This window comes from Pontibacter sp. H249 (assembly GCF_037892465.1).
Taxonomy (GTDB): Bacteria; Bacteroidota; Bacteroidia; order Cytophagales; family Hymenobacteraceae; genus Pontibacter.
On sequence record NZ_JBBKTR010000019.1, the window covers coordinates 75601 to 101615 of the forward strand.

Here is a 26015-nt window from a genome sequence, read left to right on the forward strand (position 1 = left end):
GTTGCGAATTATTAAAATTGTTGTGAAATTATTTAAACTTCATCCGCTGTATCCGCACGGCATTAAGTATAGCCAGGAAGGCAACGCCCACATCGGCAAATACCGCCTCCCACATCGTGGCTAGGCCACCGGCACCGAGTATCAGCACAATCGCCTTCACGCCAAAGGCCAGCGAGATGTTCTGCCACACAATCTGCTTTGTTTTCTTCCCGATATTGATGGCCGTGGCGATTTTGGAAGGATGGTCTGTCTGGATCACGACGTCTGCTGTCTCAATAGCCGCATCTGAGCCTAAACCTCCCATGGCCATGCCTACATCGGCCAGCGTGATTACGGGCGCATCATTGATGCCGTCTCCTACGAATGCCACCGTGCGGCCTTCCGCTTTGAGCTTCTCCACCTGGCTTACCTTATCCTGCGGCAGCAGGCCGCCGTGTGCCTCGTCCAGTTTCAGCTCGCCAGCCACCTTCTGCACAATGGAGTCCTTGTCACCCGAGAGCATCACCAGTTTTTTCACGCCCAGTTCCCGCATTCGGCTCACGGCAAGCGGAGCATCTTCCTTTACCTTATCGGCAATAGTGATGTAGCCGGCGTAGGTACCACCCACAGCCACAACCACGATCGTTTCCACGATCTCCTTCAGGCTTGGGTCATAAAGAACACCAAACCTCTCCAGCAACCGGGTATTTCCAACTAGCAGCTCTTTGCCGTCCACCTTTCCTTTCAGCCCATGTCCGGATATTTCCTCCACCTGGCCAACTGTGTGCTGCCTGTACGTATCTCCGGCCTCGGCCACGATGGCCTGCGCGATCGGGTGCGTGGATTTACTCTCGAGCGCAGCAACCGCTGAGAGAAACCATCCCTTATCATCCAGAAAAGTTTCCACCTGCCGCACCTGAAACACCCCCTCCGTCAGGGTGCCGGTCTTGTCCATGACTACCGTGTCCACCTGGGTCATCAGGTCCAGGAAGTTAGAGCCCTTAAAAAGCAGGCCGTTGCGCGAGGCTGCCCCGATACCGCCAAAATAGCCGAGTGGAATGGAGATCACCAGTGCGCAGGGGCAGGAGATCACCAGGAAGATTAGCGCCCGGTACAACCACTGATTAAAGTCGTAAGCCTCCACGAAAAAGTACGGGATGAACACAAGGCCCACAGCCAGGAAGAAGACGATGGGCGTGTACACTTTGGCGAACCGGGTGATGAACTGCTGTGTTTTGGCCTTGCGGCTGCCAGCTTCCTCTACCAGCTTCAGTATTTTTGAAAGGGCGCTGTTCTCATAGGCAGAGGTTACCCGAAGCTCGATCACCCGGTCCAGGTTGATCATACCCGCCAACACTGTCTCGCCTTTCTTTTTTGTATCGGGCTTTGATTCTCCGGTAAGCGCGGCGGTATTGAAGGAGGAGCGCTCGGAGAGCAGCTCCCCGTCCAGGGCCACCCTCTCGCCAGCCTTCACCTGCACCACCTCGCCTACCTGCACTTCTTTGGCCTTCACCGTCACTATACCATTGTCCGTCACCAGCCCCACCTCATCAGGCCTGTTGTCGATCAGCGCTTTGATGGAGCGGCGGGAGCGCAGCACAGCCGCCTCCTGAAAGTGTTCCCCGATCACATAGAAAAGCATCACGGCTACACCCTCTGCATACTCCCCGATGTAGAAGGCACCCAGCGTGGCCATGCTCATCAAAAAGAACTCGTTAAAGAAGCTACTGCGAAGGCTCTTGATGGCGTGCCAAACCACACGCCAGCCCACCAGCACATAAGCAATGGCGTAGCTCAGGAACCGCACAGAGCCGGTGAACCAGGGCGTATCGAGGTAATCCAGGAGGATACCCCCCAGCAGTAAAACAAGGCTAATAGCCGTAGGAACATACGAGGACTTTGCCTCTTCTTCGGCATGATCATGCTCATCGGCTCCTGCAAACTTTGCTTTACCGTCTGCTGAGCAACACTCTGTGCCTACATTGGGTCCAGAAGCTTCGGCTGTTCGGGGCGAGGTGATCTCCAGGGGCTTAAAGTCCTCTTCTATATTCTTGCTTTTATTCCGTTCCTTTTTCATAGTTTATTGATTAGTTATTAACACAACCTTTTATAAGTCAATTGTAAGCGGACAGTTCGTGCAGCTTATTTTATTGAGCCTGTTCACTTTTGTGGTTATGTAATATATATGTGCAGGCCCTTTCCTGCATACGCCTCTAAACTTTCATTCAACTTGAGGCTCAATAAAACACCTTTTCAATATACTCCAGCACCTCCCTGACATCCAGTTCCAGTATACGCTTCTCTGCACGTATGTAAAAATGCGCCCGCTCCCCCACATGCACGTAAACAGGCGAGGGAGAGCGTTTCACCTGAACGCGGCATATATCTTTCCCACTAATTGTGTAAAAGTTAACCTTTAATAAAAGACAACAGCTAGGGTCTAGCATATCTTGCACCGCCTTCAGGAGATACTGATTAAAATGTTTCTGATGTGGCTTTCCCAACTCCTGATAATCCTCTTCCAGTCCACTGCATGTGCCTTCTTTGTTCACACCAATAAAGAGGTACCCTCCTTGCGTGTTCATCAGTCCGGCAATAATTTTGGCTACCGCCTGTTCAGGGCTTGAATAGGAGCTTTGCTGTCTATCAGGCCCCAACAGCCGTGGCAGTAAGGCTACCATTTGGCTTTCACCTTTCGTGAGGAGGGTAGCCATCTGGTGTGTGACATAAAGCTCCTTCATTGCCTGAAGCTTTTTATTGCCGATCAGCACTCTTAATATAAAAGCTGCTATTAGCAGTCCAATTAATACCCAGATTAGATACGGCTCTGATTTCTGAAACGGGGAGCTGCCTTTAAGTGTCAAGGCAGCTTTGCCCAGCCAGGATACTTCCTGATGTTGCGCCTCAACACCACCTATGGAAAGTATTAGGGGAAATAAGGACAACGCAGCTACAGCTATCCACGCCCCTATCCACACAATAGTCAGTTTTCTGCTCATTTTACCCTAATATCTATTTTGATAGACAACACCCTTGGAAATAACTCTTCCTGGTATATATTTCTGCCTATACATGCCTGGTAAAGCCCACATCTGTTAAACTGGGGAGAAGACTGCTACACCCTTAAGTGACACATTGGTCACAAATGCCTTTCACCACCATGTTTATCTCCTCTAACCGAAATCTGTGCGGGAGCTGTATACCAGGCACTTTAACCTTTGGAAGGCAGTAAGTTTCTTTGCAGGAGTTGCAGTAAAAATGCACATGCAGGTCCTCCATCGCACAAGTGCAGTCTTCCTGGCACAAGGCATACTTGGTTAGTCCCGCTCCGTCAATAATCTGATGTACCAGCCCTTTCTCCTCAAAGGTCTTGAGCGTGCGGTATAGCGTGACACGGTCCACTTGCTCAAAACCCGCTTCCATTTCACTCAGACTAACGGCTGTTTGCTGCTCAGTGAGTTTTTCCAGCACCAGCAGGCGCATGGCCGTAGGCCGGATGCCCCTGCTTTTCAGCCTAATTTCAAGATCTTCCGGCATTGCTTTTATCTGTTTACAACCAACCGAACCATATGTTTTTCAATCAAAGCGCTTTATCGATTCTCCCGTCTTGATGCGGTAAGCGCTTTCAATTTCAGTCGTGTAGATGATGCCATCGCCTGGTTCCGGCGACCGGCCGTTGTCGCTAATTAACTGCACAGCCCTGGCCGCTTCCTCATTCTGGCAGACAAGCTCCAGTTTCACGATTTTGCTGTCCGTGAAGCGAAAGTCGAGTGAAGGAAAGGCATCCTGGCGGCTGTAGGCCCCGGTGCCTTCTCCCTGAGAGAGGGTAACGCTCTCAAACCCGTTTTCCCGCAGCGCCTCCACTACCTTCTGTACCCTGGATGGTTTTATAAATGCTTTTATTTCTTTCATTATGTTGAATCTTATCTATGCTATAATTTAATTTCTGTCTCCTAGCGTATCATTTCTATTCTCCGAACCTTTTCCAGGCAATCGCCTGCCAAAGACATGGCCGCACACATGTGCGCGGCCATGCTCATCACTTAATCTTTAATGGCCGTGTTCCGTGGCCCCTTTATTCATTTCAGAAATAAGGTTGTAAGCACCGGTGTAGGCTATCTGTGCATTATCAGGAAGGGGCTGCAGCAGCTTTACCTCTATCCATCCGTTACTACTGGCTCCTGTTACAACAGGAACCTGCTTAAACACCCAAACCTTTCCAGCTGTTTGTTCTCCTGTAGCTGGTGCTTCTTCCTCTGCATGATTTTCTTCATCAGCATGGGCCTCGGCATCTGCTTCTCCTGTCTTCACAAAGATGAAGGACTGCTCTCCCTCCTGCACAACGGCTGTCTCTGGAAGGGCTAGCGCTGTTGTGGTATCCGTTGCTATACGGCCCTCAATGTACATACCAGGTATGAGGTTTTCCGTACTACCTTCTATGTCAGCATGCAAATGCACGGCTCTGACATCTTTCTCAAAGGCGGGGCTCATATTATATATGGTAGCCGTATACTCCCTACCTGCCGCGTTGGCAACACTAAATATTACTTTTTGTCCTACCTTAACCTTTGAAACGTCTTTCTCAAACACCATAAAGTCTGCATGAAGCTGTGACCGATCCACCACGGAAAACATCTGCTCCTGGGGCGATACATACTGCCCGTTGGTAATATTTACCTTCTGCACATAACCACTGATGGGTGAAACGACTGGAACTGACTGGAATATCTTGCCTGAGAGGATGCTGCCTGTGTTGAGCCCCAGGATGCGAAGCCTGGACTTGAGGCCTTCCACCTGGGCCTTACTGGTGCTATAATTCGACGTGGCCTCCTGCAGGTCCCGCCCAGAGCCCACCTTCTGCTCATACAGCCGCTGCTGACGCTGATACTCCTGCTCCAGGTACTGTAGCCTGCTGGCTGCCTCCTGCAGGTCTACCTGCATCTGCACCAACTCGGGGTGTGCCAGCAAAGCAAGCGTCTGCCCTTTCCGCACCTTGTCACCTTCAATAACTTTAATTTCCTGCACGTTCCCCCCAACCGTCGCACTTACGTTAGCCTCACTCTGAGGCGGTACCTCCAGCTCTCCTGTTACTTTTATGTTACCGGACAAATTTCTGCTCTGAAGCGTCCCCAGCTGAAGGCCAATAGACTCCATTTGCTGAGGAGACATGCGCACAGTACCTTCCTCCTCTGCATGTCCTTCAGCTTCCTCGCCTTGGGTTTCCTGCTCCGCCACCGGCTCTTCCGGAGAGCCACAGGCACCGAAAATTGATAGCAGCACGAATAGCAGCACGTTTATTTTAGATTTGATATGCATCGTCTTTAGTTATTTTATTGATTGGAAGATTGAAGAAAATAAATCAGGCGCGCCTTCGTATCCAGGTAGTTCCCAAGCGCCTCCTGGGCATTGAACTCCACCTGTATGGCATCCCGAATGATTTGCAGAAAACCAATGTAGTCGATGGCTCCTTCGCGGTAAGCAATGATGGCCCCGTTGCGCTGCTCTACGGCCAAAGGCAAGGCCTCCTGCTGGTAGTATTGCCAGGAGTTAAGCCATTTGCGGTGCTCCTCCAGCAGACTGCCGTAGCCAGCCTGCAGCTCCAGCTGCGTACGGCGCAGGTTCTGCTCTGCGATTTCACGCTCTATCTTGGCTGACTGGGCCCGGCCACGCTCCGCAAAAGGGAGTAGCGGGAAGTTTATCCCTATTTGGTAACTGTAGAACCCTGACTGGCCCGCTATCTTCTGGTCAGCGTACTGCCCGCTCAGGCTCGGCAAGTAAGCCGCTTTGGCCACTCGCAGGCGGGCCTGGGCCACCTCCACCTGCTGGCGGGAATAGTCCAGCAATGGGTGCTGGCTCAGGGTGTCTGCTATACCTGGTAGAGGGGCTGTCAACTGCTCAGGCTCTGTCAGTGCCGCAGTTAAGGGCGTGTCGTTTACCAGCCACTGATTCAGTTGGCGCAGGGCCGCCTGATAGTTACGGAAGGCCTGCTCCTGCTGTACCGTTATCTGCCGGGCCTGGTTTGTCGCTGCCAGATACTCCAAGTGGGAAATGGCCTCTGTTTCGTAACGTACCTTTGCAGCTCTGGTGAACTCTGAAAAAATAGAGTCCAGTCGCTGGTAAAGCAGGTACTGGCTTCTGGCCGCGTAGGTGTTGCTCCAGGCTATACGCACCTCACGCGCTACCTCCAGCGAGGTCAGATTCAGCGCCGACTGGGCCAGGTTAACCTGCTTTTGCTGCAGATTGAGCCTAGGCGCGATACTGAATACCTCTATATTCTGCTGCTGAATACCGATACGGTTCTGAACACCCTGGCTCTCATTTCCTACCTCTTCTTTTCCTGTGAAGACCTGGGTACTCCCCAAGTTCCAGGCCGTGCTTTTCAGCGCCTGCTGGTTTTCTATGCCAAGTCTGGCCGCTGTAACGGAGGGGTAATTGGCCACCGCCCGCTGCACGGCCTCCTCCATGGAGATAGCCGGCATGTTGTCCGGAAGCGCTTTTTTATCCTGTGCCGTGGCTGCGGCCGGAGAAAAGAACAACCCGGCACCGATTACCAAAGGTATAACGAGTGAGGGGGCCATGGCCATATTCCCTTTGCCTCCGCTTTTTCCAACCTTAGACTCAACAAAGAAGTACAGAATAGGCACCACCACGAGCGTGAGGAACGTCGCGGTAATCAAACCGCCGATCACGACTGTTGCCAACGGCCGCTGCACTTCAGCCCCAGCGGAGGCAGAAAAGGCCATCGGGATAAAGCCCATGATGGCGGCCGTGGCCGTCAGCAGGATAGGTCGCAGCCGTTCTTCTGTACCGATAAAGATACGTTGCTTCAGGTCCGTAATACCTTCTTCTTTTAAGCTGTTGAACCGGCTGACCAGGACCAACCCATTCAGTACAGCTACCCCGAAGAGCACGATAAACCCTACCCCAGCAGAGATACTGAAAGGCATCCCTCTAAGGGCCAAGGCAAATATCCCGCCGATGGCTGCCAGCGGCACCGCCATGTAGATCATGATGGACTGGGAAAGCGACTTTAAGGCAAAATACAGCAAGATAAATATTAAGGCCAGTGCGATAGGCACCACCACCTGCAGGCGCGCTTTGGCCCGCTGCAGGTTTTCAAAAGACCCGCCGTAGGTTACATAGTAGCCGGGCGGCAGGTTCAGCTGCGCATCCAGCTTTTGTTGTATTTCATTCACCATGCTCTCCACGTCACGGCCACGCACATTTACCCCCACGTTTATTCTTCGGGAAGTATTGTCGCGGGATATCTGCATGGGGCCCGGCTGATAACTGATGTCAGCCACCTGCTGCAGGGGCACCTGCTCCCCGTTAGGTAAGTCGATGTATAGGTTTCTGAGGTCCTCGATGCTGCGCCTGTTCACCTCCGAGAGGCGAACGGCAATATCAAAGCGTCTCTCCCCTTCAAAGACCACCCCGGCTACCCCACCTGCAAAGGCGGCGCTGATATAGTTGTTGAGCTTTTCGATGTCCAGCCCATACTGGGCTATTTTCCCCCGGTCAAAACGAACCGTCATCTGCGGCAGCCCGGATATAGCCTCCAGGTTCACATCACCCACGCCCGGCACGGTCTGGATAATTTGCGCCATCTGCTGACCTTTAGAAGCCAGTACGTTCAGGTCCTCCCCGTAAAGTTTCACGGCCACATCCTCCCGCACGCCGCTGATCAATTCATTAAAGCGCAGCTCCACCGGCTGGCTGAACACAAAGTTGATGCCCGGCAGCACCGACAGCTTTTCTTTGATCTTCCCGATCAGTTCTTCTTTTGAATCCGCGCTTTCCCACTTGTCCATGTCCTTTTCCAGGATAATGAAGGAGTCCAGGATATCCATCGGCATCGGGTCAGTAGGAATGGCCGACACCCCGATGCGGGCCACCATCGTCTTCACCTCCGGGAAGTTCTCCAAAACGATCTTTTCTATCTTCTTGGACTGCTCAATGCTCTCAGAAAGAGAGGATCCCGGGCGCAGCAGCGCCTGCATGGCAATGTCGCCCTCATCCAGACTTGGGATAAACTCACCGCCCATACGGGAGAAGGTAAGGACTGCACCTACCAATAAAACCACTGCAGACATCAGCACCACAACTTTGTGGTTAAGGGACTTGCGCAGCAAAGGCAGATAGCCTTTGTTTACCCCACCCATTAGCCTATTGCTAACATGTTCCACTTTGTTTTCAAATTTGCTGAGCAAGTTCTTCTTGCCGTGAGATGGCTTGAGAAATAAAGCCGACACCACAGGTACATACGTTAGACACAGAATAATGGCCCCCAGCACGGCAAAGCCGAAGGTATAGGCCATCGGCTGGAACATCTTGCCCTCCACCCCAGTCAGGAAAAGGATAGGGGCGAACACGATCAGGATAATGATCTGCCCGAAAAATGCGGAGTTCATCATCGTGCTACTCGACTCGTAGGCAATCTCATCCATCTGCTGCCCAAAGTTCCCCTTCCCTTCCTTCATTCTCTTTTCTATCATGTGCACAGTGCCTTCTACAATAATCACAGCCCCGTCCACAATTATCCCGAAGTCGATGGCGCCTAGGCTCATCAGGTTGGCCGATACATTGAAGATGCGCATCAGGATGAAGGCAAACAGCAAAGCCAGCGGAATCACCGAAGCGGTAATAAGGCCGCCCCGTAGGCTACCCAGCAACAGCACGAGCACGAACACGACAATCAGCGCCCCCTCGGTAAGATTTTTGGAAACGGTGCTGGTGGTACGCGCTATCAGATTGCTTTGGTCAATAAAAGGCTTAATCACCAGCCCCTCCGGCAGCGACTTTTGTACTTCTGCCATACGCTCCTTCACTGCATTGATGACTTTGTCCGGGCTCTCGCCGCGGAGCATGAGCACCATACCGCCCACAGCCTCCCTTCCGTCCTGAGTAAAGGCCCCGTAGCGTACCTGGCTGCCGAACTGCACGGCATCCGCCACGTCTCTGATCAAAATTGGTGTGCCATTCTCGTTCCGGACAACGATGTTGCGGATGTCATCCAGCGAGCGAACCAGGCCTTCTCCCCGGATGAAGTTGGCCATGCTGTTCCGCTCGATATAGGCGCCCCCGGTGTTGACGTTATTTTTCTCCAGCGCCTCGAATACCTCAGAAATCGACACGTTCATGGAGTTAAGCTTGCCGGGGTCCAGCGCGACTTCGTACTGCTTGATGTTTCCGCCAAAGGCATTTACCTCCACCACACCTGGCACTAGCGCCATCTGCCGTGCCACGATCCAGTCTTGTATGGTACGTAGTTCTGTGGGCGTGTACACGCTGTCATACCCCGGCTGTGGCTCCAAAACATACTGGTATATCTCCCCTAGTCCAGTACTGATGGGACCCATGGAGGGCTCCCCGAACTGCTCAGGGATCTCTACTTCGCTGAGCTTTTCCTGCACCAACTGCCGGGGCAGGTATGTGCCCATGCCCTCATCGAACACAACGGTCACTACGGAAAGGCCAAAGCGGGAAATGGAGCGAATCTCCTCCACCCCCGGAAGGTTCGCCATGGTCAGCTCGACTGGATAGGTCACAAACTGTTCGATGTCCTCTGTGGAAAGGTTCTCCGATGTTGTGATGACTTGTACCTGATTGTTGGTGATATCTGGAACGGAACCCAGATTAACGGTGGACATGGCCCAGACGCCCGCACCGATCCAGGCGACGATCATGAGGCCAATAATGAGCTTGTTCCGAATGGAAAAAGCGATGATACTGTTTATCATGTTGGGTTATTTTGTGTGAATAGCGAAGAAATGGTACGCCTTGGCTAGGACGGCTAAAATGCCCAGAAGGGTGACAAGTATCAGCACGGCTATTTTTAACCGCTTCTGCCACTTGGACTGCCGTCCCCGCCAATGGTACTGCCGTTTTCTCCTTTTGGATTTCTTTTTACTACTGGTTTTTCTTCTGTTGTTTTTCTTCAATTCCCGATAGACAAAAAGTTTTTTAAAACTGCTCTCGTCTGGTTCTTGTTTTGAATGGAGTAGGTAGGAACAGAAAGGCACATACACGCCGAGGCCGGCTATGTACGGGTCTGTCCACAAAAAAGGAAGGGGAAAGGGGTTAGGCTACCTTCGGCGGTTGCCAGATGGAATAGGAAAGGGAGGAGACAAAACTACTCTTGTACAGATCAACCTCTTGAGGCACCTCCTGCAAATCAGCGTATTCGGATACATCCGTACTTTGTGGCTGAAAATGAGAATGGCAGCAGTGACAGGCGCAGAATGGGGAACACCCGTCTGCAAAGTCATCCTGATGGTCCTGGTGTCTATCAGCTGTAGCCACTGCTTGTGCTTCACCTGGAGCCGCATTTGCCCTGTCCAGGCACGGTTTCAGGGAAAGTGTCAGCAAAAGCAGGATCAGTATGTAGAGTAGAGACCTCATGTGAGACAAAGATAATCAATAATTACGTGCAATGCTATTGCATATCCAAGACGTGTTAAGAAGATAATTTTCAATTCAGCAATCACAACGACGTTTACGACTACTTTGTTACTGATTATGCTCCTGCAAATATTAAGATTACCAACGTACCTCCTACATAATCACCACCTACCTTGCCTCAACTGACCTATGACTGAAATTATCAATATTTTAAAGATTACATACTAGCTAAGAGAAAGAGCTGAAGGTATGGGAAGTGTCTAAACCAGACCTATATCTATATGGCTACTACTTTTTGGAAACTTTAAACTTCAATAGCAGACCTTCTATTTTGAACAGATGTGTAAGGAGCTGTGACATAGGAGCAGTGCCACAAATCTTACAGCCAACAGGAATTTGTTTTATTTCACAAACTCAGCTTCTTCATCGATGTTGAAATGTAGAAATGGCAGCCGTGCTATATTCGTTTAATTCTCTTACTCTCTTGCATAGCTGGCTCTAGAGCTCTCCTAGGCTTAGAGGCCTCATTTTCCCACTCGGCGCTGCTTTCGCTTCCTGCCCTCGTGCCTCGCAATCACTCGTCACCGGAGCCTCTCGAGGCGCCTCCCGGTAAAACTGGAAGAGCTTTTACTTCGATTTGGTAGGCAAACCTATGTGCAGCTATCGTTCAAATGTTGATTGATTTCAGAATTCACATTATTAAAGCACTTTAATTCTTGGCAATCCTTTAAACACGTATTGACATGACAGTCAAGCTATTATGATGTTCGATCCTTTTTTATTAACCTTTCAGGTATACTAAATGGTATTACAAAGTTGGCTTCGGAAAGAAAATGCAGAATTATGGAACATCCAACAACCGTATCACCTCCTCAATTTGCGTGGAAAATTCACTTTGGACGAGCTTCAGCTTTTCAACGGCAATGCTGTTGAGGCTGTGGCTGTTGGATAGCTTTTCGTGCTTCTCCAGGATGTCGAAGTTGTCGGAAAAAAGAAGGTCAACGTGAAAGTGATTGCTGAAGAAGCTGAACAGAAGCAGAAGCAGTTCGATCGTCCCTCCTACCCCGTTCTCCAGCCGGGATATCTGGTTCTGGTTCACCCCCATAGACTCTGCCAGGCTCTCCTGCGATAAATCAAGCCGCTTTCGCAGCAGCTTTAGCCTTTGGCCTAACTCCTGTATGCTTACGCTCATACCTGTAACGCTGTGATTAGTGTCTTAACCTCATTTCTAATTTTATTGTAGTTTGCTCTCAGGATTTGGTCTTTTTGGTCGGGGGTACCAAAGTTATAAAATTTTGGCAGGTCAAGATACTGCTTTTCTTCCTGTTGTATGTTATCAAGGTCAAGATTAATTTTACAGTGATAGGTACTGGCAACATACTTCCCGCTATACTTTTCACTGTCGGAAGCCACCTGTCCTACCAGTTCACCAGCCTGCAAATTGGCTATTTTGGATGCCGGAATAAGCGGTCCCATCTCCTCATTCATGTTCACCGAGGTACGGTTCCGGTCCACACTGAGCCCCTCCTTTAGCTGCCTCACCCTGCCAAACAGTTTTTCCAGCCAGTCAAGGGTTTCTTTATGACGGGCAGAGCCCGAGAGCACATTGGCCGCTACCGAGCAAATGGTGTCGGCTGTTTCCCTGCCATACTGCTGCCGCAGCTGCGGTAGTTCCTGCAGGCCCAGCAGCACAGCTATCTTATTACTCCTGGCGGTGGCGATCAGGTTCTCCACCCGGTGTATGTAAAGCGTAGGAGACTCATCCACGATCAGCCCACATGGCAAGTTCCCCTTTGTATTGATCAGGCGTGTCATGCGATTGAGGATAAGCGCATTGCAGGCGCTGTTAATACTCTGGGTGGCCGGGTCATTTGCAATCACCAAAACAGAAGGGTTTTCCGGGTCCGTTATCTTTAAATTAAAGTCGTCTCCTGATAGTACCCAGAATGTTTCTTTTGTGGCCAGCCGGCCAATATTAATCTTTAAGGTGCCAATCTGCCCTTCCAGCTGCTCAAAGGCTCTGTTCTTATAGGCTGTGGCAAAAGGCGAAAGCAGACTCTCCAGCTCAGGTTCGGAAAAGAGCACCTCGAAAATCTGATCATAACTTAGGTTAATGAAGGAAAGTACATGCGGAAACGAAGAATACCGCCCCCCTTTGTGGCGGCTCAGAAAGTAGATGCAGCTAGCCAGGAAATTAACGGCTGACTGGTTGAAGAATTGCGCAGTCCCTGAGTCCCTGTCTCCTTTCCGCAGCGCCTCCAGCAGCGCCTCAGCCGTTTCGGTGGCATCAGCCAGGGTAGGCAAGTATTCCGGCTTTAAAGGATTAAACCTCCTGCTGTGCTCTACGCTGCTAAAATTGATGACATGGAACCTTTGGTTTTTCAATACCCCTCTCTTTCTATTGACCAGATAATGGTAATAAGTCGTTCTGGCCAGGTCTGGAAACTTGAAGTCGTAGACCATCATAGAGAAGCCTTTCCCCAGAAGCTGCTTGATAAAAGGCAACACCACCGAGAAAGACTTTCCAGAGCCAGGTGTACCGATCAGCAGTGTTGCCCGAAAGGGGTTCACCACATTAAGCCACCCGCGGTGTATCCGCTTTTGGTAATAGTAAAGCATCGGGATATTCACCGAGAAAGGCGTATGCACCAATTTCCTGGACTGCTCAAAGGACTCATTCTCCACGTTAAATTTGTCCTTCATCAATCGGTGCTGTATATGCTTGGAGATATTATCCAAGGCTATATGAATCATCATCGCACCTAAGAAGGAGAGCAGGATGTAAGCCGCATCAGACAGGGACACATCCCAGAAAAGAATACGGCTGCTTTCAAAGAAATAAAAGAAACCCGAGCCAAAGAAAAAGGTACAGCCGATGAGCAAGGGAAGGAAGATATGCCGGAGCGGGTCGAGGTTCAGGTTCTTCCTAGCCTTTGTGCCAATGCTCACGATCAGAATCAACCCGAAGGTAAAAGCTTTGGAGAAGTAGATGTGCTCATAAATAGCCATGCGCTTTACCTTGCGCAGTACAGGCTGCAGCTCATACATACTGCCCGAATCCATAAAGAGGAAAACAGCTATCTCTACCACAATAGTGAAATAGATAAGCCCCTGCAGGAAGGAGTAAAGTTTTTTGATTTCGCTGGATTCTTCCATATCGTTACTGACAAAGGTTATCCAATATTATCAGGTAGATGTGAGGGAAAGTCTTAGCAGAATTTCTTTCCTGTGGAAATTTCTGTCGACTAGCCAAATCCTGCTCACAATGGAATTTTGATGCCCGCCAGCAAACCAGCTCTGAAGTTGTGGTTTACCCGGAGTACACCCTCGTTTTTCTGTTGGAGCATCAGCACCAAATTTCCCGGCAGCACATAGCCCAGCTCCAGGCCTGCCTGTAGGGCTCCTATGAAGTGCTCGGTGTTAGAGCCAATGCCTGCTCCCAGGCGCAGCTTGAGAAACGTGTTTCTGGAACGGGTAAGCATGGATTTGTAAGCAACCCCCACTAACCAGTTTTTGCTGTCGTCCACGTTGCTCTTATAGGCATCACCGAAGATCTCATAGGAATTATAGTGGCGTTTGCTGAACTCCAGGGCAAGGTTAGCAGTTAAGGCATCCTTGTACATCCAGCCGCCTGCCAGGTTCAGGTGGGTGTAGCCCTCTTGCGCTCGGCACGGCAGCACAACTAAGAGCAGTAAGGAAAGGAGTAACGACTTTCTCATAAGGTGTCTGCATGAAGGATATCGGAATAGTCAATTTTAAGGGAGATGGTGCGTCCAGAAATCTGCTCCTCGGCCACTTCAATATTGAACACCTTTTCCTCCGGGAAAGTAAACTTCCTGAACACAAACACGTTCCGGTACTGGCGCTTGAAGTGACCCGTGTCATAAAGCTGGAAACTGGGCTGTAGCTCCACCTGCTGAAAGTTAGTGGCCTTCACGACCCTTTTATCCTCAATCTTAAACCGTATTTGATCGACCGTATAGGGAATGTTAGTGTCATTTCTAAGGGAGAGATCAATAAAGAAATAGTCTCCGACAGTATAGATGTTGTTCAGCCTTGCCCGCATCCCCTGCCCTTTCGTAGTCACACTGTTGAACCGGGATTTTCGCTGGAGAGTCAGTAGCGCAAACCGTGCCATGTCCTCCCGGCTCATGGCCACAGCTGGGTTCAGGTAATCATCCACCTGGGTAGGGTCTATACGCACCTCCGTGTCTGCCTGATCCGCTCGGCTATAGGCTAGCTTATACTGCACAAGGAAGCGTTCCCCAACGATGGTGATAACACCCGGTTTTGCGCCACCGTGCTTGGGTTTGACCCGAAGGATGTTGGCGACAGGTATGTCCCCGGCTACATCATCTGTGGAGATATCTACATACTGTATCGGCTCAGGGCTCACAATATGCGTGGAGATGCTTTCATGCACGTGCACTACCTGAAGGGAATCCTGTGCCGAGGCTGAAAACAGCAGGACAAACAACACATATAGAAGGAATAGCTTTTTCATATTACAGGGCTTTGTTATCTATCAAATAAACAATGGTGTTGTACTTCAACTTAGCTTTGTTCTTCCGGATGGCTTTGCCTGCGGCGCGGGTGGTGGTCTGAGAAACCCTTTCCAGCATAGAATAAAGCATTTGACTGCTATTGTCAGGTGAATCCTCAAAAGTAAATGACTGACCACTGCTCACATTCCCGGCAAGCTCTTTTGTAAAGTCCCGGAACTGCGAATCCGGGACATACAGACCAGCCAAGCCGTCGTTGTCGTAGACACTCAGGTCTACCGGGATGATTTGGTTGCCGTAGAGTATAGAGCGGATGGCTATCTCAATTCGTTGGGCACTGAAACCGGAGACCGTGCCGTAGAGGTAGCTGCCTTTCTTTATTTCGTAATCCCGCACATAGATGTCATCCAGCAAGCGAATCCTGATCCTGCCGCCTTGCATCACCTTCAACCCTTCGTCCAGAATAGCTCTGATAAACTGCTCCTCACTGTCGGCTGTAATGGTATTGAAAAAGGCTTTATTCGTATTTCTGCTTTTGGTCACGGGTAACGGTGTCGGCTCTTGCTTCTCGGAAGCCGGTGTATGGGCTTTCAGCGGCTGTGGCCCCCTACGAGAAGGCACAGGTTCCTCTCCTGCCCTGCTCAGGCTGTCAATAAACATCATCTGCTCCCGGAACAGCCGCATCTCCTCTTCATATGCCGATTCAACTTTTCGCATAGGTCGGGTTGACCGTCCAGGCACAGAGGCAGTAGCCGATGCATGGCGCTCTGAGCTGAGGCGCTGCCGCTGGCTTACCCGCTCCAAAAACCCCTCCGGCTGCTGATCCGATAGGATACGGTTATTGAGACTGTCGAGCATCCGCCGCTCCTGCTCCGTGTACACGCTGCCATAGGCAATGTCCCTGGGATCTACCCTGTCCTCCCCGATTTCCTGCATGGCCGAGTAGTCGGTCCTATACTTAAACTCGTCCCGAAAAGCCGAGAACTTATCCTTCATTTCCCGCTTTCTGAGGCTAGCATCCGGAAGGGAGGTATTAAGGGCTGTTGTCTCGGTGAGTTCCACTTTCGCTTGTGCGGCGGTGGCCGCCGGTGTCATGTCCAGCCACAGGTAATTAAGCAGGACAAGGAAAGGGAGTATGATGAGCGGGATGGCATACCTGGGATGCCGAAAGTTAATTCTCTTCATGGATGATTCGGTTTAAACGCTGATCAATATCTTTGAGAAAAACACTGTCTTGGGCACGCAGGCTGTCAGGATTCAGCTGCCTGGCCGTGTTGTAGAGCTTTATCAGCTCCAGCATATCTGCGGTAGTCGACCTGCCTATAGTCATCTTGTCGCCAGAAGTATCAAGTTGCCTGTACAGCTTGCCAGCCGACACCGCATAGTTTCCCTGGTGCAGGTGCCGGTCGACTAATAGCCCCATGACAGCCACAGACAGTGAAACCAGCATGGCCAGCAACACTGCTTTAGGATTCGAGGCACAGTAGTCCCTGACACTTTCCTTGAGGTATGAAACCCTTTGCTTTATGTTACCGCTAAAAGGATTTCTTTTCGACATACTCCAAGTCCTTGTTCATGACCGTTTTCCAGTTCTTTATCAAAAGTCCATGGGGGTTGTTCTCTGTGCGCGGCACTTCCTCCAAATCCCCCTCTGTGACAAGAAGTCTTTTCATCACAGAGGTCTCCCGCTCAATGCGCTGTGTGGCGTAGTAGGTAAAGTGCCTGTTTTCGTCCACTTTAACGCTATCGGTTTTGATCGTCAAAACCGCAGAACTAGCCAGGATCTGGTTGTAATAGCCCTTCTCCTTCAGGTTGTTGTATTGTGCCAGACCGGACTCATCCACCAGGTACATAGCCTTGGAGATGTTATTCTTGATGTAGGCGTCATCTGGAGGTAGTGTGAAGAAGAGCAGGTGAAACATGTTCACGTGCGACTTGTACTCTACTGTCCGGTTTACCCCCAGCTCGGTCTGCTCCACCAAGAGCGGCACCGAGTGGTCGATCACATAGATCTTCTTCCGCTGCTCCTCGGCATAACGAAAGGCAAAGGCGCAAACCGTACCTACTATAATGATGGAGGATATAAAGCTGCCGATACTCACGGCAAATGCCAGCTTCATTTTCTTTTCGAGGTTGTGTATCATAGCAAGCGCTTTAAGGTTTATTTTAGAATTCCTCCGGCCGCCTTCGCAGCTCCCCCTGCCATTGTACCAATGGCATTACCCACACCCGTGGTGTGCACGATCCAGGTGGAAATAATAGGAATGGTCAGCATGGCCAATCCTCCCACAATCAAGGAGACGATGTAGAAACTGATGCCGCCAGAGGGGAAGGAAACGTAGGCAATGAACATCTCTTCGTTGCCCAGTACTGCCTTCAGGATATCTATTTCCTTCATCAACCCATACTTGACCAGCACAAAGGAGATGGACATAACGATATAGCCCAGTCCCGAGTACAGCCCCACGGAGACATAGCGGGCAATCCAGGTCAGGTAGGAGTCTCGAAAGCCCGGCAGCACGCTAAGGGCAAAGGAGAAGGGGCCCAGGATCACCAGAATGCCGGCAAAGATGATCTGCAGGAAATAGATAATGTAGGAGCATACCTGAAAGATGCTGATCACCATCCACTCCACCACCATCATCGCCGTAAAGTGCAGCTTGGCCATCAGCATCAGGTAATAGCCTTTCATTTTGTTAAACAGGGGTTGCAGGTCAATCCCCATCGTTTCGTACCAGCTCGCGTCACTGGCCTCACTCTCAATCCGCTCAAACTCGGCGCTGCTCTCAGAGAGCTTTCTGGCCACACTGTCCACCAGCGCGAGGCGTTCCCGGTGCAAATCCTCCACCTGGTCTACCTGTGCGCCGTACATGCCTTTTGCCTGATCATTGACTAGCTGCAGCGGCAGGTTCACCGCGTCGATAAACCCTGGCCAGAAAACAATCACCAGTGTCAGGGCGAAAGGGCGCAGCAAAGGCATGATGCGAAGCGTTTCATCCCCGGCCATCATTTTGTAAGCCTCCAGGCCGAAGTACAGCAGCATGCAGATGGCGCAAAGGGCCTGTGCATCATACAGAAAAACACTCACCAAATCCTGTATATTGAGAAAGAGCCCGTCGAACAGGTCAAATATGGCTTTATCGATCAATTCACGCATGGCATCAGTCGGTTAAGTCCTGACTCGTTTTAAAGAGAGAGATGAGCCGCCTGAAATCATTCCTCAAGGCCGTAAGCTCCCCGATGTATACCCGCAGCTGCTCCCCTTTTTTGGCATCGTCCAGGTAAGCGTCCAGGAGGATCCCGATGTCGGCGTTAATTCTGTCCCGCTCGGCATGGATGGCCAAAATATAATCTGCCTGCACCCCGGCCTGCACCGCCTCTGCATTCATCCCCAATAGGGCAGTGTTGAGTTCATCGATCTTCTTTTTATACAACAGGTGGTATCCTTTATTCAGGGACCTGTCGGCAAACTTGAACATCTCCTGCTCATATACCTGGCTTACTGCTTCCTCCTGTGCCTCTGCCTTCACCCTGTTCTGGTTCAGCAAAGCCATGGTAGGGGCAAGCTGCAGCATGTTCCGCCTGTCAGGCCCTTTCCTGTACTTGTTATGAAACAGAATAAAATACCATTTCGGGTTGAATTTTCCCCAACGGGTAACAACTTCCCGCTCCAGCTGGTACCTTGTGTTTTTACTGTTAACTGGCTGCACGCCCTGCCCCAGGGCATCTGTGAAGAGTATAGGAAGCAGGGCCAGGCATAAAGTGGGTACAAATATTGAATTCATAGCCATAGAGATAATTTACTTCTTGATTGCCTTGTACTCATCCATCAGGGAGCGGATGATCGCCTGGCTGTTGTCAGGGTAGGCAAGTCCCATCGGGTTCATGGTCTTCAAAAGCCCCGCGTACTTGGCCACACGCATCTTGCGGGTAATGGAATAGGCCAGGCCCCGCATCACCCGCAGCTCGTCCACCACGTGGCGGATAAGGGTGAGCCTGTCGGCATTGTTCATCAGGTTCACATCCGTGCCGATGACAGCGACCTGGTAGATATAGGTAAACAGATCGGATGTACGGTTGAGCAGCTCCAGCTCTGTCTTGGCAGCGATCAGGAGCAGCTCGTTATCACCGCGCGCCAGTTCCATCATTTGGTTTTGGTAGCGGCCTATGTCTGCGGCAATTTGGGAGGCGTAAATAATGTTTTTACTCTGCCCGATAATGGATTGCACGGATTTAAGGGAGTTGTACATCTTTTCCTCCAGCTCTTTGATCTGCGTCATCTTCAGGCTAATGGTAGTCTGCAGGGCCGCAATCTTTCCTTCGTTTTCCTTGATGTCGTTTAAGGCTGCCTGCTGGGCCGTGTGGTTCACAACAAGTGTGGAGACGACCGCTGGGTCAAAAACAACCTGTTGAGCTAGTACATGACCTGTTACCAGGCTCATGAAGCTAAGCGTGTAGAGGTACTTTTTCATAGCTGCGTTGCAAAATCAGTTGAACAAATTCATTTAGCTTGAGCCCCGAGGCCCTGAAGTCTGCGACAAACCTTTCCAGGGCCTCCCTGAAATCCCCATACTTGCTCAGATACACTTGCATGGCTTCTTTTTCCTGGCGCTCGGTGGTGAAGGTCAGGTACTCTTCCAGCGATACCTCCACGCCGTACACCTCACCGGTGGCCCCGCGCTTGATGTAGACTTCCTTGAAGCGGCCCCGCCCCTCTTTGTTGTCGAGGCTGTTGATGGTAAATATCTTCTTGCGCTCCACCTCATTGATAGAGAGCAGCGCGGCGATCTCATCGAAATTGTCCTTGAACTTGGTCTGGTCCAACAGGCAGATCGTGTCGGAGTTGTTGATGATAGAGTTCTTAACCACAACATTGCCGATGATATCATCCAGCTCCTGTGTCACAACCACGGCCTCCCCCCAGAATTTGCGGACCGTTTTATAGACGTAGAGGATATAGCCGGCCATCAGCGGAGAGGCAATGGCCTTCCAGGCCTCCTCAATGATGAGCGCCTTACGGTTCTTCTTGTGGCGCATCTTCTGAAGGAACACATCCATGATGATCAGGGTGGTGATCGGGAAAAGTACCTTATGCTCCTTGATGGCATCTATTTCGAAAACAATAAAGGGCTCATCAAACAGGGTGGTATCCAGCTCGTTGTTCAGGATCTGTCCATACGCCTCCCCTTTGCAGAACTTCTTGAGGATAAAGCGGTAACTGGTCAGGTCAAAGCTAATAGACTCTTTTTGCGTGATCTCGTCGATCTTTCTGATGGAGAAGTCATAGAAGGACTGGAAGGAAAGGTAGCTGCTCTCCAAGCCGTTTTCAAAGTAGTGCTGGTAATAGGAAGTGATAACGGAGGAGAGGACGCTGTCCTCGATTTGGCTGACAGTGCCCTCGGCACCTTTCCAGAGCAGGCCCACCAATGACTTGAGAAACTCCCGCTTCTCCTCGTTGAATTCGGCAGCAGAGATCCGGAAGGGGTTCATGGTGATCGGCTGCTCTTCGGAGTAGGTAATGTAGCGGCCCTTGTAGTAGGCACACAGGCCGGAGTAACTGTGTCCGGTATCCACCAGAATAACATCTGTGTGCTGCAGGGCATACTGCCGGATCAGGTGGTTCATGAAAAATGACTTCCCCGCTCCCGAAGGTCCCAACACGAACTTGTTACGGTTATTCATCCGGCCTGAGAAGATAGGCGCATCACTTGTGTCAATCGTGATAGGTATCCCCTGCCGGTCCGTGAAGTATACCTGAAAGCTGGATGACTCACTTTGCAGCAACCGTTCTTTAAAAAGCAGACATAAGGCCGCGTCTGAAGTAGTCAAAAACTTATCATATACTTTAAGCTCCGAACAATTGCCGGGCAAGGCACACCGGAATAGCTCAAGTTGGTTATATGCGTTTCGGGAGGGAATAATGCCAATGGAAAACAAAGCGCTTTCCAGATAGTTAGCGGCACGGTCTATCTCCTTTTCTCTGGCTGAAAGCAGCACGCTGTAGTGTCCGTACACGAGCAGCTGGTTATCCTTGGCGATATCGGCCATCACCTGGTCAATATCCTGCACACTCAGATCATTGGCCGGGTCAGGCATGGAGAGGTGTTTTTTTCTTTTGGCCTGCAGCCTGACCAATTCATGGCGCTGATCAGGGATTTGGATCACCTGGTTGTACACCAGGCAGTCACAACCTGGCACCTGGTGCAGAAAATGCATCAGGTCTACCGGGAGGCTGTACCCTATGTGAAGCGCTGTGTTTGGCTTAAGGTTGGACGGAAAGTTGATCTCATCTATGTCCACAAGCGAGATACATCGGATAACGCTGTCACCGACTTGCAGGCCTTCATCTGAGGCAAGAAGGTTATTGAGCGCATAAACCTCATCGGAAAAGTTGAAGGCAAGCATGCGTGAAATAAACTTCTTCACCTCTATCTCTTTCAGAGCATAGGGCTTGAAAGACCTGCTCTCCAGTATGTCCAGCACTTTGGCAACGTTCCGCTGGAATGCTTTGAAGTCTTTCTCGTCATAGGTAAAGAAGCTGGAGCGCCGCACATCCCTTGTTATAGTCAGATATGTAGAGACGTCCAGATACTCTCTTCCTGCAAATGTCTCCTGAAATTTCTGACTCAGGAGGTCATCCGTTTGCTTCGGCACATAGCACTTCCTGGCTAGTATGTCCGTTTTCTGAAGGGTGTAGCCTGCGCCTAGAATCTTGACGATGTTGGCAAAGGTCTGGTGGAAGAGATGGTAAGCCTCCACGTCTGCGCAGTACTGCAGGGCAGGATTTTGTACTTTGATGATAACCGAATAATCTCCGCGCTCATGATATAGAATATCATGGGCATGACGGTCTATGCCAATGTATGGCAGACCAAACCGCTGCTTTTTCATGGCTGAGAAAAGTGATGACGTTAAAGTTGTGCTGCCAGGGCCAGGCTCCTATCTTCGTGCAGAACGCCTCCATTGTGCGGGCATGATGTATACCCCTTTGGACTTCGTTTTATGATGCAACCCTTTCTTCTGCTGCATAGCCGTAAACCCCATACCGCCGAAAGTCACGATCACCAAGGCTACCAGACCTGAAAAGAAGTTGAGCGAAACAGATATAACAACTGCCGCAAAGAAGCCAGTTAGAACGGAGGCCAGACCCCAGTAGATATATCTACCTTTGAAGGATTTAAATACAAGGGGTTTTTGCAGCCCCTTGTAGACATTAAATCCTCTGTTATCTTCGGGAGCCACGGCTTATAAGCCGAAGAAGGCTTTGATCACTACCCCCACCACCATCAGGAATACGCAGGACCCCATCCATCCCATGACAGCCTTTTGTGTGTCCTGGTCTCCGGAGTTCCACTTGATGTACACCCTAACTCCCCCAATCAGGCCAACAATAGCTCCGATGACCAGGATTAGGTTGCCTACAGGGTCAATGTAAGTTTGGAGTTCAGAGGCTCCGGCATCAATGCCTCCGGCCCCTTGAGCAAAGGAAGATGGGACAGCGAGGACTACCAATACGAGCATAGCAAGTAACTTTTTCATAATCTCTGTCATTGAGTTAAAAATTTATGAAGAAAAAGGTATTGCGTTTGAAAGTCGCCTGGCGTTCTGAAGGAACTCCTCTAGGGGTATCCCCTGCCCTATCACGGGCATGGCGACACTATTCTCAGAGGCCGTCTGGTGCGCAAAGGCATGCCCGTCGGCTGTAACAGGATATTCTTGGAGACCACTACCCAAGGGTTGCTCCTCCTGCTCGTAATCCTCATAATCCTCCTCGAATTCTTCCTCCAGGTAATCCTCGTCCACAATGTCTTGGGGTGCCTCTGTAGTGTCTACTAAATCTGAAACACTGTACTGCGCCACCATATCTGCGGCTACGCCTTTTGCATTTCGAAGGTACAGGTCAAACAACAGGTTACCTGCATAATAAAGCACATAGAGTACTGCTACCGTAGCAAAGAAAACGCCCCAAGACATAGCTATATAATTTAAGTTAAAACATCAATTTACAAACTAGACATTCCTACTTTAAATATATAATCGATATGAAAAACGGTTTTATACTTATACGTATATTTTAAGATTAGATTATTTATTTATATACTTTTTTACCTAATGTTATAGATTCAGCTTAGTTCAAGAACTTGTTATCCGTTCTATCACGGAGCCTTTGGATCTCCTCTTTATGCTCTTCAATGAATTTGGCAAACAGGTAGCTTGCCAGCACATTGATTTTGATCCCTCCTTTTTTCTTCAGCAGGTCTAGCACTTCGTGTATATGCACGTCCACATAAACTGTTTTGGAGGTAAAGGTAAACTCATCCTTCGCACTATCGAGCTCAGCAAGCAGTTGTTCAAAGCTCAAACCTGACGCTGCTTTACCCGAAGCCTTTGCAGCTGTCTTTTTCGAGGAAGGCGCCTCCTGCTTTTTGCCTGCTGTAGCGGTAGAAGAAGCCTTAGGCTTTTCACCTTTTTTGCCCGATTTTGAAACTGCGGGCGCCATCTCTTCTTTTTCCTCAGGAACTGGTTGAACAGCTTTCTCTTCTGCGTTTTTCTGCTGAGGAGCCTGTCCTATGCTTTGCTTAAAGCTCTTGATGTCAAACTCCTTGTTACCTGCTGTAGCCATGAATATTATACGTTATTTAATTAAAATGTTTCAATTATTGAATATTAATATAAATTTTATTTAAAGAATCTTCTATACTGTCTCTAAATACTCATTATATATATACCCAAAAGACTTGTCGAGCACCCCTCGGATATCCGAAGAGATCGATACGGTATCTATGCGTTGAAATCCTACCCGGTCTGGCAGTGCCGGAGCCACAGTGCCGAATTGCGCCAGCTGCTCATCCACGGCAGCTTTCAATTCATAGTTCACGGAGGACTTCAGGCGGTTTGGCAGGAACACGATCCTTACCTGCGCGTTAACATGCTTGGCCACCTGAACAAAGAACATGGTGGACTCAAAAGTCATTTTTTCATAGGAAAACGGACAGACGATTACTTCAGCATCCTGGTATACAGCAATAAGCTCGTTCGTGTCCAGCCTGCCAGGCATGTCCATAATAACATGCCCCCCTTGCAGACTGTCAATATGCACCTTGTATTTCGGGTACTCCTCTACCTCCATCTTGATAACCTCGTACAGTGGGTCATTGGCATACAGCTCCTTCTCCTTCTCCCATCTGGAGTAGATGGAGTCCTGAAAGTCCATATCCAGGATGATTACATTGTCCTTTTTCTCCAAGGCCAGATAGTTAGCCAGCAGTATACAGGTGGTGGACTTGCCTACCCCTCCTTTTTGGTTTGCTACTACAATTTTCATGTATTAATCGTCTATGTATATTATCGTTTTCGTTGATTCTTTCTCTTCCTATTCTCTCCCTGATCAGGTCCGAGGTTCGACTCCATAAGGTAAAGCATAGAAGCTGCCAGTTGACCGATGGCCCCGGAAGACTGGGTCCATGCGTCCTGCAGCCTTTCCTCTCTCGCCCGATCACTACCCTTATCGAGCTCAACAACCTTCACAGCATGAAATTCAGGCCTCTCTTTTGTCAGATCTACCCAGGCATATACCTGTTTCTGCTGATGATCAACCAGGAAGTGCTTTCCGTCTGAATGAGCGATGCTCCAGCCGCAACTGTCCAGGATTTCCTGCAGCGGCCTGCCGCTGGCAAGGCCGCTGTGCAGCTTGGCGGCCACCACCTCCTTCTCCAGAGGGTCAGAAGCCTTCGCAACCGACAGATCCGACTGCTTTACAAAAAACAGCCTGGAAAGCAGCTTTATATCCTTATCGCTCGCCACGGTGTACTGCCGTGCCTCCTGCAGCCTTTCCTGGTAAAGCAGCTCCCTGACACGGGCCTTATCAAGCATCAGAACAGGGATGCTGCCTTCTTCATCTCCCTTGATGCGGATCTCTCCCTTTTTGTTGATCAGGAGCCCAGTTGCCTCCAGCTGTCTCTTGAAGCCGGTGTAGCACAGCCCCCTGTCTGCAGAAAGCTTGGCTATAAGCTCCCGTCCAGCCTGTATTTTATCTTCTCTGTTAACACCAGAAAGCAGCTCATCGAGCTTCATCACCTGGGAACCCTTCAGCACCTGTTTGCTGGCATGGTCGAGAATCGTGTAGCCATAGGGAGTGCTCTTCCCCTTTGCCTGGTGCACCACCAGCTCTATCCCGAACTTTTCCTTTAATAGCCCGGAGAACTGCTCCACCGTTAGGCCTCGTTTATACTTGCGGAATATGGCTTTCAGCTGCCCTACACGCGCATTTGGTGCTTTATACTTTGCTATCCTGTCAGCAACTTCTTTCCTTGCAAAGGCATGCACCATTGAACCGTACTTAATGAACTGGTACTGCCCCTCCTTCTCCGTGACCTTCACGCCTTCCCTTTCGAGCAGTAACTTAAACTGAGCTTCAGAGGAAAATCCATATGCCAGCGTTTTAGTCAAGTATGCTTTTACCTCGTATGCCACATCCTGCATCAGAATCTCCTGCATCACTTTCTGAGACCTTACGTTTTCATACTTGTCGTTTACCTTCTTCCCCTCTTTGCTTACCCTGGTAGACACCATGTGTACATGGTTGTGCGCAGTATCTGAATGAAAGTAGATAAGGTAGGGGTTGTCATGGTACCCCATGCGCTGGAGGTATTCCTCCGCGATTTCCAGGAGTTCCTCCGCACTCTTCTCCCTTCCCTTACAGGAAATAATGGCATGGAACTGGGACTTTAGCACTGACTCGTTTGTGTTTGCCACCAACGTCATGTACCTGATGTAATCCTCCTGCTTCAGGCTTCCCGCAGCCAGGTTCAAGAAACCGAAGTTCTCAGCCTTGAGCAGCTGAGCTGCACCCTGTGCTCTTTTCTCTTCATTGTAAACAACGCCATTGAACCCGGCAGCGGCAGAAAGGATTTTCACGATCATAGCCCACTCATTAACGCTTCAAAAATATAACAAATAATAACTTTTGCATAAAAGCTACTATATATTATTTAACAATTTTAAACTATTACATTTTAGTTAATAGTTATTATTTTTTATTTATAACATAAAGCTTAATATTTAACAGTTAAGACTTATTAAATCTTACTTATTAAATCTTACTTATTAAATCTTACTTATTAAATCTTACTT

General features: G+C 49.9%; 24 protein-coding genes. All 24 read right to left on the reverse strand.

The window, feature by feature from the left end:
* Positions 1-28: 28 nt before the first annotated feature.
* The 24 genes from WG943_RS18875 to WG943_RS18990 all read right to left on the reverse strand — a co-directional run bounded on the left by WG943_RS18875 (position 29) and on the right by WG943_RS18990 (position 25805).
* Positions 29-2056 carry a heavy metal translocating P-type ATPase gene (locus WG943_RS18875; protein ID WP_025603797.1) on the reverse strand — a complete coding sequence of 676 codons (2028 nt, stop codon included), beginning with the start codon at positions 2054-2056 and terminating at the stop codon, positions 29-31.
* A 160-nt stretch (positions 2057-2216) separates the two neighbouring features.
* Positions 2217-2978 carry an AlbA family DNA-binding domain-containing protein gene (locus tag WG943_RS18880; protein ID WP_025603796.1) on the reverse strand — a complete coding sequence of 254 codons (762 nt, stop codon included), beginning with the start codon at positions 2976-2978 and terminating at the stop codon, positions 2217-2219.
* Positions 2979-3102: 124 nt separating this feature from the next.
* On the reverse strand, positions 3103-3516 hold the full coding sequence (locus tag WG943_RS18885) for a Fur family transcriptional regulator (RefSeq protein ID WP_025603795.1): 414 nt from the start codon (positions 3514-3516) through the stop codon (positions 3103-3105).
* 39 nt (positions 3517-3555) lie between these two features.
* Positions 3556-3891 carry a P-II family nitrogen regulator gene (locus WG943_RS18890; protein ID WP_025603794.1) on the reverse strand — a complete coding sequence of 112 codons (336 nt, stop codon included), beginning with the start codon at positions 3889-3891 and terminating at the stop codon, positions 3556-3558.
* 138 nt (positions 3892-4029) lie between these two features.
* Positions 4030-5295 (reverse strand): efflux RND transporter periplasmic adaptor subunit, encoded by a 1266-nt coding sequence (locus tag WG943_RS18895; protein ID WP_051364246.1) that lies wholly within the window; start codon positions 5293-5295, stop codon positions 4030-4032.
* Positions 5296-5309: 14 nt separating this feature from the next.
* Positions 5310-9719, reverse strand: a complete 4410-nt coding sequence (locus tag WG943_RS18900) for a CusA/CzcA family heavy metal efflux RND transporter (RefSeq protein ID WP_340411372.1) — start codon at positions 9717-9719, stop codon at positions 5310-5312.
* 340 nt (positions 9720-10059) lie between these two features.
* A complete protein-coding gene (locus WG943_RS18905) occupies positions 10060-10380 on the reverse strand; it encodes a DUF6660 family protein (protein WP_340411374.1) in 321 nt (106 codons plus the stop codon).
* Positions 10381-11221: 841 nt separating this feature from the next.
* Complete coding sequence (locus tag WG943_RS18910; protein ID WP_340411376.1) at positions 11222-11572, reverse strand: helix-turn-helix domain-containing protein; 351 nt, start codon at positions 11570-11572, stop codon at positions 11222-11224.
* Entirely contained in the window at positions 11569-13536 is a 1968-nt protein-coding gene (locus WG943_RS18915; protein WP_340411377.1) for a type IV secretory system conjugative DNA transfer family protein, read from the reverse strand. The genes WG943_RS18910 and WG943_RS18915 overlap by 4 nt, the downstream gene beginning before the upstream one ends.
* Before the next feature lie 104 nt (positions 13537-13640).
* Complete coding sequence (locus WG943_RS18920; RefSeq protein WP_340411378.1) at positions 13641-14099, reverse strand: hypothetical protein; 459 nt, start codon at positions 14097-14099, stop codon at positions 13641-13643.
* Positions 14096-14884: a conjugative transposon protein TraN gene (traN, locus tag WG943_RS18925; RefSeq protein WP_340411379.1), complete on the reverse strand. Its 789-nt coding sequence runs from the start codon at positions 14882-14884 to the stop codon at positions 14096-14098. Before traN ends, WG943_RS18920 begins: the two co-directional genes overlap by 4 nt.
* Position 14885: 1 nt before the next feature.
* Complete coding sequence (traM, locus tag WG943_RS18930) at positions 14886-16067, reverse strand: conjugative transposon protein TraM (protein WP_340411380.1); 1182 nt, start codon at positions 16065-16067, stop codon at positions 14886-14888.
* A complete protein-coding gene (locus tag WG943_RS18935) occupies positions 16054-16440 on the reverse strand; it encodes a hypothetical protein (RefSeq protein ID WP_340411381.1) in 387 nt (128 codons plus the stop codon). Before WG943_RS18935 ends, traM begins: the two co-directional genes overlap by 14 nt.
* Entirely contained in the window at positions 16418-17026 is a 609-nt protein-coding gene (gene traK, locus WG943_RS18940; protein WP_340411383.1) for a conjugative transposon protein TraK, read from the reverse strand. Before traK ends, WG943_RS18935 begins: the two co-directional genes overlap by 23 nt.
* A gap of 17 nt (positions 17027-17043) precedes the next feature.
* Complete coding sequence (locus tag WG943_RS18945; protein ID WP_340411385.1) at positions 17044-18039, reverse strand: plasmid transfer protein; 996 nt, start codon at positions 18037-18039, stop codon at positions 17044-17046.
* Between the two features lie 4 nt (positions 18040-18043).
* On the reverse strand, positions 18044-18667 hold the full coding sequence (locus WG943_RS18950; RefSeq protein WP_340411386.1) for a hypothetical protein: 624 nt from the start codon (positions 18665-18667) through the stop codon (positions 18044-18046).
* 15 nt (positions 18668-18682) lie between these two features.
* On the reverse strand, positions 18683-19354 hold the full coding sequence (locus tag WG943_RS18955) for a hypothetical protein (RefSeq protein ID WP_007661346.1): 672 nt from the start codon (positions 19352-19354) through the stop codon (positions 18683-18685).
* Positions 19329-21773 carry a TraG family conjugative transposon ATPase gene (locus tag WG943_RS18960; RefSeq protein WP_340411392.1) on the reverse strand — a complete coding sequence of 815 codons (2445 nt, stop codon included), beginning with the start codon at positions 21771-21773 and terminating at the stop codon, positions 19329-19331. The genes WG943_RS18955 and WG943_RS18960 overlap by 26 nt, the downstream gene beginning before the upstream one ends.
* Before the next feature lie 48 nt (positions 21774-21821).
* Positions 21822-22124, reverse strand: a complete 303-nt coding sequence (locus tag WG943_RS18965) for a DUF4133 domain-containing protein (protein WP_340411394.1) — start codon at positions 22122-22124, stop codon at positions 21822-21824.
* A 3-nt stretch (positions 22125-22127) separates the two neighbouring features.
* Positions 22128-22403 (reverse strand): DUF4134 domain-containing protein, encoded by a 276-nt coding sequence (locus WG943_RS18970; protein WP_106219179.1) that lies wholly within the window; start codon positions 22401-22403, stop codon positions 22128-22130.
* Between the two features lie 42 nt (positions 22404-22445).
* Positions 22446-22856 (reverse strand): hypothetical protein, encoded by a 411-nt coding sequence (locus tag WG943_RS18975; protein ID WP_340411395.1) that lies wholly within the window; start codon positions 22854-22856, stop codon positions 22446-22448.
* Between the two features lie 154 nt (positions 22857-23010).
* On the reverse strand, positions 23011-23505 hold the full coding sequence (locus WG943_RS18980; protein WP_340411396.1) for a hypothetical protein: 495 nt from the start codon (positions 23503-23505) through the stop codon (positions 23011-23013).
* Positions 23506-23577: 72 nt separating this feature from the next.
* A complete protein-coding gene (locus tag WG943_RS18985; RefSeq protein ID WP_340411397.1) occupies positions 23578-24207 on the reverse strand; it encodes a ParA family protein in 630 nt (209 codons plus the stop codon).
* 20 nt (positions 24208-24227) lie between these two features.
* Complete coding sequence (locus WG943_RS18990) at positions 24228-25805, reverse strand: relaxase/mobilization nuclease domain-containing protein (protein ID WP_140455371.1); 1578 nt, start codon at positions 25803-25805, stop codon at positions 24228-24230.
* Positions 25806-26015: the final 210 nt, after the last annotated feature.